This is a genomic window from Leptothoe sp. PORK10 BA2 (genome assembly GCF_034932105.1).
Taxonomy (GTDB): Bacteria; Cyanobacteriota; Cyanobacteriia; order Phormidesmidales; family Phormidesmidaceae; genus Leptothoe.
The window spans coordinates 1-10,106 of record NZ_JAYGIG010000173.1; the positions used below are offsets into that span (position 1 = coordinate 1).

7 protein-coding genes are annotated in these 10,106 nt (G+C 45.7%); 5 read left to right on the forward strand and 2 right to left on the reverse strand.

What is annotated here, in order from left to right; all coding sequences use genetic code 11:
- Positions 1-30 precede the first annotated feature (30 nt).
- The 5 genes from VB741_RS25325 to VB741_RS25345 all read left to right on the forward strand — a co-directional run bounded on the left by VB741_RS25325 (position 31) and on the right by VB741_RS25345 (position 7,575).
- Entirely contained in the window at positions 31-948 is a 918-nt protein-coding gene (locus VB741_RS25325) for a methyl-accepting chemotaxis protein (RefSeq protein WP_323368009.1), read from the forward strand.
- Positions 949-982: 34 nt separating this feature from the next.
- Positions 983-4,183: an Hpt domain-containing protein gene (locus tag VB741_RS25330; RefSeq protein ID WP_323368010.1), complete on the forward strand. Its 3,201-nt coding sequence runs from the start codon at positions 983-985 to the stop codon at positions 4,181-4,183.
- A 100-nt stretch (positions 4,184-4,283) separates the two neighbouring features.
- Positions 4,284-5,351: a chemotaxis-specific protein-glutamate methyltransferase CheB gene (gene cheB / locus VB741_RS25335; RefSeq protein ID WP_323368011.1), complete on the forward strand. Its 1,068-nt coding sequence runs from the start codon at positions 4,284-4,286 to the stop codon at positions 5,349-5,351.
- Positions 5,352-5,430: 79 nt separating this feature from the next.
- Positions 5,431-6,489, forward strand: coding sequence for a CheR family methyltransferase (locus VB741_RS25340; RefSeq protein WP_323368012.1), 1,059 nt, complete (start codon positions 5,431-5,433; stop codon positions 6,487-6,489).
- A gap of 9 nt (positions 6,490-6,498) precedes the next feature.
- Positions 6,499-7,575 (forward strand): chemotaxis protein CheW, encoded by a 1,077-nt coding sequence (locus VB741_RS25345; RefSeq protein WP_323368013.1) that lies wholly within the window; start codon positions 6,499-6,501, stop codon positions 7,573-7,575.
- A gap of 401 nt (positions 7,576-7,976) precedes the next feature.
- On the opposite strand, the gene VB741_RS25350 is transcribed toward VB741_RS25345, so the two are convergent.
- Together VB741_RS25350 and VB741_RS25355 are read right to left on the reverse strand one after the other, a co-directional pair.
- Positions 7,977-8,393: a VOC family protein gene (locus tag VB741_RS25350; protein WP_323368014.1), complete on the reverse strand. Its 417-nt coding sequence runs from the start codon at positions 8,391-8,393 to the stop codon at positions 7,977-7,979.
- Between the two features lie 201 nt (positions 8,394-8,594).
- On the reverse strand, positions 8,595-9,851 hold the full coding sequence (locus tag VB741_RS25355; protein WP_323368015.1) for a sensor histidine kinase: 1,257 nt from the start codon (positions 9,849-9,851) through the stop codon (positions 8,595-8,597).
- Positions 9,852-10,106: the final 255 nt, after the last annotated feature.

Genomic DNA, 10,106 nt, shown 5'->3' on the forward strand with positions numbered 1-10,106 from the left:
GGCAAGCGTTTACTCATTTTCGCATTCAGCATGAAACTGAACGCCTTTATCCACACCGAAACCTACTCGGTGCAGTCGATTGGCCCCTGTTTGCTTGAGTTAGAGCGCGAGACCGGTTACGCCCTTAATCTACTAGAGGGGCTGGCGACCGATATTTCGATCTCGAGTCAACAAATGACCTCCACGGTGATTGAGCAGGAACGCATTGCTAATCAGCAGGCGGCCTCAGTGAACGAAACTACAACTACGATGGATGAGCTTGAGGCCTCGTCTCGCCATGCGGCCGGACAGGCAGATGCGGCGGTGGATGCGGCAAAACAAGCTTTTATGGCCTCAGAAGAAGGGGCCAAAGCAGTCGGTGAAACCTTGGAGGAAATGTTTACATTAGAGGAAAAGGTGGATGCGATCGCAGAAAAAATCGTTAACCTCAGTGCCCAGGCCAGTCAAATTAGCAACGTCTCGCAGCTGGTAATCGACTTTGCCAACCAGACCAACATGCTGGCGCTCAACTCTTCCGTTGAAGCCATTCGTGCTGGAGAGCACGGTAAAGGCTTTGCCCTGGTAGCCAATGAGATTCGTAAGTTAGCTGACCAAAGTCAACAGTCAGCTGACAAAATCAATAACCTAGTCTCTAATATTCAAAAGTCTATCAATGAAACCGTAATGGTGACAGAAGAAGGGACAAAAACCGTAAAAACGGGGGTACAAATCGCCAAGCGAACAGAAGCTACCTTCACTGAAATTCAAGAGTCGGTGAACCAGGTGGTGATTAACAATCAACAAGTTTCACTTAACCTGAGGCAGCAGGTGGACGCGATCCAGCAGGTTGTGGATGCCATGGAAGTAATCAACCGGGGCACACGGGAAACAGCCACTGGTTTGAACCAAACAAAAGAAGGAACAGAAAGACTGAATGAAGCAGCTCTTGGTCTCAAGCAAGCTGTGTAGCCTGAACGTAATCCTACCTTGATGGTTCAAACCTATGATGATTCAAGATGAAGAACTTCGTCTGCTCTACCAAGAGACCCACATAGCTCGGTTACAAAAAATACAGATGGGCTTGCTCCAACTGGAGCAAGCACCCGACAATCAGACAATCATTGAAGACATTCGCCAAGAACTCCATGGTCTCAAGGGCGACTCTCACTGTCTTGGGCTAGACGCTATTGCGACCGCCGCTCAAGAGCTTGAAGTCATCGTTAAAGCACTGCAGCAGCGACAGATTGAGTTAACGCTAGAAGTGAGCGATTGTCTATATCAGGGCACTTATACTATTGAACAGCTAGCTAGTACAACCTTTACTAGTGAACTGCGCGATCTTGATGACGAACAGACACTGATTGCTCTCAAAACAACCGTTGCATCTGTCATGGCTGGGGTGACGGATAAGTCTGGGGAGGTCGCTGTTCAATTGAGCCCTCTTTACATCGAGGATGATGAACTGAGGGAAATATATCGCACCACCAGTGTAGATCGACTGCAATCTATAAAAGCGGACCTAATCCAGCTGGCCCATGGAGTCGTAGATGCAGATATTATGGAGACTCTGCGGCGGGAAACCCATAGCCTGAAGGGGGATTCTAGGTCCGTTGGTCTATATGACGTTGGCACCCTGATCCAGCTGTTGGAAGATGTCATCAAAGATATCCAAAATCAATCAATATTATTTTCAGCTGAGGTTAACAGCTATCTACAAGATGGTCTACAAACGATCAGTCAGCTCATCTATTCTGCCACATCGGGTGAACCCAGCGGCATTGATATCGATCAGACAATCGTAACGTTTGTAGAAACGATAGCGGATTTAACGTCTTCCACAACAGTTGTTGTGGAAGATACCGTCGAAGCTGAGATAATGGCTGACGTCATGGATGTTCCTGACGTCACTATCCAGCTTGCTGCAGGGATCGTCGATATTCCCGACGATACTTTCGATATTCTCGAGGATACTTTCGATGCTCCTCAGATAGCAATTGCTCCCTTGGTTACGTCAGATGAACCGCCAGCGGGAATCATTTTCGATCCTGAGTTTCGTGAGATTTATCAGACAACCAGTGTAGAGCGTCTGCAGCGATTAGAAGCGGGTTTGTTGTATTTAGAAAAGCATCCTCATGATGAGGCTACCTTAACCACGCTGTTGCGAGAGACCCATAGTTTAAAGGGGGATGCAAGAAGTGCAGGGATAGAGCCAGTAGAAACGGTGGCCCACGCCATGGAGGATGTGCTCAGCTGCATTCAACTACAGACGCTAGCGTTGGACTCGACGGTAAGCGATCAGCTTTACGAGGGTCTGGATGCCCTTGGAGCCTTTGTCCAAGAAGCCGTTGCTGGCTTGCCGGCCAATGTAGATATCGAGCAGCTGCTCAAGGGATTGCAAGACAGCGTATCGTCTAGTTCGCCCAGTTCGATTACAGAGGATGCAGCTCCACCTGAAAGATCGACTGAGCGACTATCTGACGTTGAAAACCAGCGGGAGAATATTGCTCAAACTGTTCGCGTCCATACCCAAGATTTAGATGCGCTGACAACTCAAACCGAAGAGTTAGCCATTACCCGTATCCAAATTACTCAGGCGGCTTCTCAATCTGAACAGCTACTGTTGCTGTGGGAGGAATGGCAAACTAACAAAAATCAGGAGCAGGCGGCCTCAACGCAATCCTACGAAGAGCGGTTGGAACAATTAATTTTGGGTCTACGCTCTGCTGTGCAGAGTAACAGTTTAAGGCTGGAGATTATTTCCGAAGATCTCCGGGACCGCATCCGGCGGTTGCAGCTGTTGCCAATGTCCACCCTACTTCAGCCCCTGCGGCGAATGGTGCGCGACTTGGCCAAGGACCAATCAAAGGATATCAACCTGGTATTAGAAGGTGAGAATACAAAGGCTGACAAACGGCTTTTAGATGGCATTAAGGACTCGATGCTGCACCTGGTGCGCAATGCCATTGACCATGGGATTGAAACCCCAGCAGAGCGCGAAGCGGCGGGTAAGCCAACCGCCGCTTCCCTGTGGGTGAAAACCTATCAAACGGCCATTAGTCTCACCATTGAAATCGTAGATGATGGCCGGGGACTGGACACTGAAAAAATTAAGCAGACGGCCATTAAACGCAAACTCCATACCCGAGAAGAACTAGAGGCTATGCCGATGAGCCAAATTCATCAGCTCATTCTAGCGTCTGGCTTTTCCACCCGTAGCTTTATTACGGAAATCTCTGGCAGAGGGGTGGGCTTGGATGTTGTCCGTAGTCAGGTAGAAGACTTAAAAGGGGCGATCCAAATTGAATCTACCCAGGGTCAAGGCTGTACATTTCGGCTACAGCTGAGTACCGCATTGAGTACGGCCAATGTGATAATGGCCGAAACCCAGGGGATGACATTTGCTATCCCGATTGAGTTTCTAGATACAACACTGCTGATTTCGCCACAGCAGATTGTCACTGAAGCGGGACAGGACACTATTGCCCTAGGGGATAAAATGATTCCTGTTGCCAATCTGACGAGTACTCTAGAACTATCAAATTCGCCAATTTATGATTGGGTGGCCCAACCGAGTACATCCGGTGGTGGTGTTCGTCCTTGTGTTGTGCTGAAGGTGGGGAATGAACAGGCTGGATTTATGGTGGATCGACTACTGAATAATCAGGAAGTTGTTGTTAAACCCATGGGATCCTTACTAAAGCGGGTGCGCAATGTGTCTGCTACTACCATCTTGGGCACGGGGGACGTGTGTATGATCCTGAATCCTTCAGATTTACTCAAATCCTTACAGCAGCCGTCCCGATCTGAGCCATCACCCCCACAGCAAGCTGTCCCACGGCCTAAACCCGTCATTCTGTTGGTCGAAGATTCACCGCCGGTACGTATTCAGGAAAAACGACTATTTGAAGGGGCTGGCTACACTGTGATCACGGCTAACGACGGGTTAGAAGGGTACGACATGCTCCAAATGGGTGGGTTTGATGCCGTGGTATCTGATGTTGAAATGCCTCATTTGGACGGCTTTTCCCTAGTTTCGAAAATACGCCAACAACAGGAATATGATGATCTGCCGATCATTTTGGTGACAACTTTAGACTCCGAAGCCGATCGTCAGCGGGGTTCTGAGGTTGGGGCGAATGCCTACATTGTCAAGGGTCGATTTAACCAAGATGCACTTTTAGAAACCTTAGAAAGATTAATCTAAGATTTTTAGCACAAAATAACAATTATAAAATTTTCCCTCAGTGGCCCCAGCGTCGTCTGTACTAACGTGTTACTAACCCTTTATTTTTACTATTGGCCTAATGTCTATCCGTGTCCTGCTGGTTGAAGATTCACCCATTGCAATGATGGTCTTAAAACGGATTTTGAGTTCATCTCCTGAGATTGAAATTGTAGGAACGGCACGCACTGGACGCGAGGGCCTCGATCTGATTCCCAGGATTCAGCCCGATGTGATTTGTACTGACTACTTCATGCCTCAAATGAATGGTCTTGAATTCACATCCCACGTGATGGTTGATTATCCTCTACCCATACTGGTGGTGAGTGCCTCAGTGCAAGAGGATGATCCTAAGCGTATTTTCCAACTGCTGGAGGCTGGGGCCGTAGATATATTACCTAAACCCAAAGCAGGATTAGATCCCGACAACGTTGTGCTGACGCAGGCCCTAATTAATAAGGTGAAGATTTTATCTGGGGTAAAGGTTTTTAGGAAAAAGCGATCGCAACTGGGTCGGTCTCAACCGCTGGCCGATCGACGACCGCAGCCCCCCTTGCTATCCGCTACCCGCAGCAGCAATTTTAAAATTATCGCTGTGGGTGCATCAACGGGTGGCCCACTGGCCTTACAACAGTTGTTTATGGGATTACCTAAAGAATTTCCATGGCCGATTGTCTGTGTGCAGCATATTAGCGAGGGATTTCTGCAGGGTTTGCTGGACTGGCTCATGACCACCTGCGGGGTATCTATTGAGATTGCCCAAGCCGACAGAAAACCTCAGCCAGGTAAAATCTATTTTCCGCCAGAGCGACAGCATCTCACCATTAATGAATATGGCCGCTTTGTCTATTTACAAGCGCAGCCCGAGGATATCCACTGTCCCGCTGTGACCACATTGTTTTCATCCGTTGCCAAGTTTTATGGACGTAAGACAATTGGGATTTTGCTTTCGGGTATGGGGCGTGATGGGGCTGATGGGATGAAGTCTATTGTTGAGGCGGGCGGGTTAACGATTGCCCAGGATGAAGCAACTTCTGTAGTCTTTGGTATGCCAAGAGCGGCCATTGAGCTAGATGCTGCTCATCAGGTGTTGCCGATAGGTGCGATCGCACCTGCCATTCTAGAGCTAGTCAACCCCGTTGATCAGTAAAATACCTAACTTAGTTTGAAACTACGGTAAAACAAACGTGTCATCATTAAAACCGCTCAGTCCACGTATACAACAGACCTTGACTAAGCTCATTGCCGATCGCATTGGCATCACCCTCAGAAAAAATGATTACGCGAATTTTCAAGAGTTGGTTGTCAGGAGGATTGAAGCGACCCAATTAGATGCACCAGAGCAATACTATCTGCTACTCAGCACTAATACCCCTAAAAGTCATCAAGAATGGGAAATCCTAATTTCAGAAATTACGAATACTGAGAGTTTCTTCTTTCGAGATAAGGGACAGTTTAAGCTCCTAAAAAAATACATTTTTCCAAATATTATTAATCAAAAATCTCATCAAAAAAAAATTAATATCTGCAGTGCGGGTTGTTCAACGGGGGAGGAACCCTATTCGCTTGCTATCTTAATTAAAGATATGATACCAAATTTAAAGGACTGGGATATCAAAATTTGGGGGGTGGATGTCAATGCATCGGCTATTCAGGCCGCGAAAGAAGGCAGATATCGGGCCTGGTCTTTTCGGGGTGTAGACAAAAAGCTCCAACAACAATTTTTTCGAGAAGGTGAAAGTTGTTATCATATCCATGATGAAATCAAGGATATGGTTGATTTTCAAGTTGGAAATTTACTAGATGACTCATCTTCAGATCCATTTTCCACCATTCAAGATATCGATTTAATGTTATGCCGAAATGTGTTTATTTATTTTAATAGCTCGGCCATTGAAAAAGTCTTAACTAAAATGCATGGTGCCCTTGCCCCATTAGGGTATCTTCTCGTTGGTCACACAGAACTTTATAGCCAGAATTTAAATAGATTTAACATCAAAATGTTTGAAGAGTCCATTGCCTATCAGCGGCCTGAAAATGATTCAACTCAGCCAGCCTCTGAATTCTTGTCGATAAAAATGTCACCTGACTCATTGAAATCTGTCGAAACCAAGTTCGATCAAGAGGATCTGAGTGAGGTATTCAAAGGACATAATATCAAAATGCATAAAGTGGCCCTGGAACTACTACGACAACTCCCCGGTGATAGCAAAATTGCCAAATTAGGTAATCGTACCGCATCAGAATTAATTACACAGCTCGAAAATAATCTTGAAGAAACCGATTAAAGGAAACCTATGGAAACGTCCTATTGCCTTTTTGAAATCAACGACCATTTTGCCGCCATCAATACAGACTATCTTGAAGAAGTTCTGGCCCTTCCAGAACTCATCCTTGTGCCCAATGCCCCCTCTGGTATTGTTGGGGTAATCGATTTCCATGGAGAGGTGCTACCCGTGATTGATCTGCGCCTCAACCAAGAGGGGAAATCACAGCCGTATCGATTGTCTGATAGTCTCATCATTATCAAGCAAGCTGACTTAAGAATTGGTCTGTTTGCCAATACCATTCAGACAATTAAGGATCTATCGACCCAGGCGCTGATCACCAACTTCTCTGAATATCAGGAGTGGATGAATCCTGATGTCACTAACTTTTTTGATGGCATGATTTTAAACGAAGCCGCCATCTTTATATTGAGTGAGCCTCAATCTTGGTTTAATCCGGGTGAGTTAAAACAGGTAATATCGATCATCCGCTTTCTAGTCGATAACTATTATGAAACTCGTTTAGAACAGTCTGAAACGGAAGCAGCTGACCTGAATGTTACGACATCTTTCTCTCCTAATGCCACTAGCCAAGAGCATATTATTTTTCGGCAGCGGGCTGATAATTTGAGGCGACAACTCAATGATAGTGTATCTGCCCTAGACTTAAAAACGCTGATTGTATTATCTTTTAACGATCAGCTGATCGGGATTGAGGCAACCTGTGTTCGAGAATTTATTACCGTTAGACAAGCCACCCCTGTCCCCTGCTGCCCTAGACATATTATCGGTAGTACGAGTTTACGGGGTGAGATACTAACTGTTATTGATATTTCTGAGCCCTTAGGGTTGCCCTTAAAGGCTGTACCTAGAAACCCTAAGGCTGTTGTCATTGAACTGAATAATACAATTGCCGCTTTGGTGATAGAAGATGTCCGGGATGCGCTGTTTGAGATCAACTCAAACAATATTCAAATAGATTCTACGTTTCCAATGCGGCATAATTATATTCAAGGGACAGTTCCCTATGGTGATCAAATGATGCGTATTTTGGATTTACCTAAGCTGTTACAGAGTGATGAACTGGTTGTTAATGAAGTGCTCTAACAATACTCCGGACAGAATTAGGAGACTAGAATCCCGTGGTCACAAAGACTTGAATGGTTAGGATGTGAGTTAATCAAAGTCTCGTCTAAGTCTAAGTTGCGAACAAACCTGTCCAACAGATGCTAATTGAGTTTGCGACGTTTGTAGGAGGCCATGGAAAAGACAAAGGGTTCCTACGGGCCCGCTGTTGAGACTGCTCCCATTTGGCGATATTCAAAGAGGTTAGCGAGGCATTGAAATGGAAATCGAGTTTCTGTTCATCCCTGGATTGGCAGTCCGCTAATCCACTGAATCAGGAGTGTCACAATGAATACACAAAACAAGATCGTCAAGACTCGTAGACAAATCTCTAAGTGTCAGATAACCCCTTTCTGTCAGATGAAGTTTGATCTATTACAATTTTATCGAGTCTGTTCTACGGTTAATCCTATTTCTTGTCCATAAGATAGTTCAAGCGTGTGACCGTCTGGATCTCTTAAAAAAGCCCAATATCCGATCGGATATCCAGAATCTTTTGGTTCCTGAAGCAGCACACCTTCCTGTCTTGCCTTTTCACAGAGAGCATTCACAAATTCCCGGCTTTGACACCCGACTCCAAGATGTGCAAGGGGCGATAAAACGGAATTCACTGAGCTTGTTTGGATGAGAACAATAACGAAAGGACGAGTGCGATCAGAAAGCCATACAACCGCAACACCTGTGTCTGCATCAAGACGACGATGAATAACCTGCATTTGAGCATAGTCAGAGTAAAACTGAATACTTTGCTCAATGTCTGTAACGGGAAGTGCTACATGAGTTAGCCCAACATCAATCATCGCAATCCACCTCTTGCTCTGCTTATGAATGATAGTTTTTTCCAACCGCATATGCAACTTTTTTGAGCAGCCTAACGGTTGCGGTCAGCGGCTGCCAAAACCTCGAACTTATTACTAGCGGCTTCCTTCAGGCCGCTGCACCGCTATTATGGGGAGACGGTTATAGAAAAGGGGGGAGACGACTATGCATTGGGCGACAGGTTAGGCCGCTTCACGGATTTGCTGCTGAATAGGGATTTGAATAACAAAGTCTGTTCCCTCGCCAAGGATTGAGCAACAAGTTAACTTGCCACCATGTTGCTCAGTGACAATTTGATAACTAATTGACATGCCTATACCCGTTCCCTTACCGACCGATTTTGTCGTAAAAAATGGATCAAAGATTCGGCTACGAACTGACTCAGGCATCCCTATTCCATTATCTGAAATAAGAATTTTTATCCAGTTTGAATCAATCATCGAAGTCTGAATCACGATCTGACTGGGATTCTCTTTGACCTCTTCATCGGTGCGTTCTGCATTAACTTCTTCTATCGCATCGATCGCATTGCTCAGGATGTTCATAAATGCCTGATTCAGTTGCCCCGGATAGCATTCGACTAAGGGTAGATTGCCATAGTCACGAATCACTTGAATGGCTGGATGCTCTGGTTTATCTTTCAGGCGATGCCGCAAAATCAATAAAGTACTGTCGATGCCCTCATGAATATCAACGTCTTTGAAGTTGGCTTCATCCAGGCGGGAAAAATTGCGAAGTGATAAAACAATCTGACGAATCCGATCGGTGCCCATTTTCATGGAGTTCAACAGCTTAGGCAGATCGGTTTGGATAAACTCCATGTCAATTGCTTCTGTCTGAGCTTGAATTGCAGGCGTTGGGTCAGGGTAAGACTCCTGATAAAGCGTTACAAAACCGAGTAAATTGTGGGCATATTCTTGCATATAGGTTAAGTTGCCGTGAATAAAATTAACTGGATTGTTGATTTCATGTGCCACCCCTGCGACCATTTTCCCCAAAGCGGACATCTTTTCTGCCTGAACCAAATTCAACTGTGTATCCTTTAGGTCTCTGGTATAGGTCTCAACCCATTCCAATAACTGGTTCAGGGCATGGGCCAGAGTGCCCACCTCATCGCGAGAGGAAACAGGTGCCCTCAAGTTGGTATTGGCATCACGGGTTACCTGCTGCGCTACCTGAGTGAGGGCCTCCAGAGGATAGGCAATCGATCGACCCGTAACTATGGCCAGCAGGATGGCTGTCATTACAGAGGCGATCAGACTAGCCAAAATAATCTGCATTCTCAAAGTCTCAGCCTTTTGCAATTGATTTTCAGCTGCACGGGTTTCTTGATCGATCACAGTAGCAATACGATCAATTTGATCAGAAAATTGAACTAACTCGCTGAACTCCTTACTCTTAGCCAATGCCATAATACGTTGCCCCAGTTGGCCCTTCATCTGTAAAGATTGGCTTTCCTCTACTAGAACTCTCAACTCTTGAGAAAAGTTAGAAATTGTCTTCTGGTACTCCTCCAGTTGGGGAACAAAATCTGTAATTGCTTGTGTTTTTGAAGCTTTTAGTTGAGTAGACCTCTTGCAAAAATGATTATGTGCTAAATTGCTGTATTTTGCTGCCAGTCTTCGGCAAGGTTGAGTTCATAATTGTAGAGTGCCGCTATCAAATTGAATCGCAGCCCATAGCGTCGTCGTCGG

What these genes read in the sequence shown, in the direction of transcription:
- VB741_RS25345 (WP_323368013.1), top strand. Translation starts at nt 6,499, where the DNA reads ATGGAAACGTCCTATTGCCTTTTTGAAATCAACGACCATTTTGCCGCC.
- VB741_RS25355 (WP_323368015.1), bottom strand. Translation starts at nt 9,851, where the DNA reads ATGAAGGGCCAACTGGGGCAACGTATTATGGCATTGGCTAAGAGTAAG.
- cheB (WP_323368011.1), top strand. Translation starts at nt 4,284, where the DNA reads ATGTCTATCCGTGTCCTGCTGGTTGAAGATTCACCCATTGCAATGATG.
- VB741_RS25330 (WP_323368010.1), top strand. Translation starts at nt 983, where the DNA reads ATGATGATTCAAGATGAAGAACTTCGTCTGCTCTACCAAGAGACCCAC.
- VB741_RS25350 (WP_323368014.1), bottom strand. Translation starts at nt 8,393, where the DNA reads ATGATTGATGTTGGGCTAACTCATGTAGCACTTCCCGTTACAGACATT.
- VB741_RS25325 (WP_323368009.1), top strand. Translation starts at nt 31, where the DNA reads ATGAAACTGAACGCCTTTATCCACACCGAAACCTACTCGGTGCAGTCG.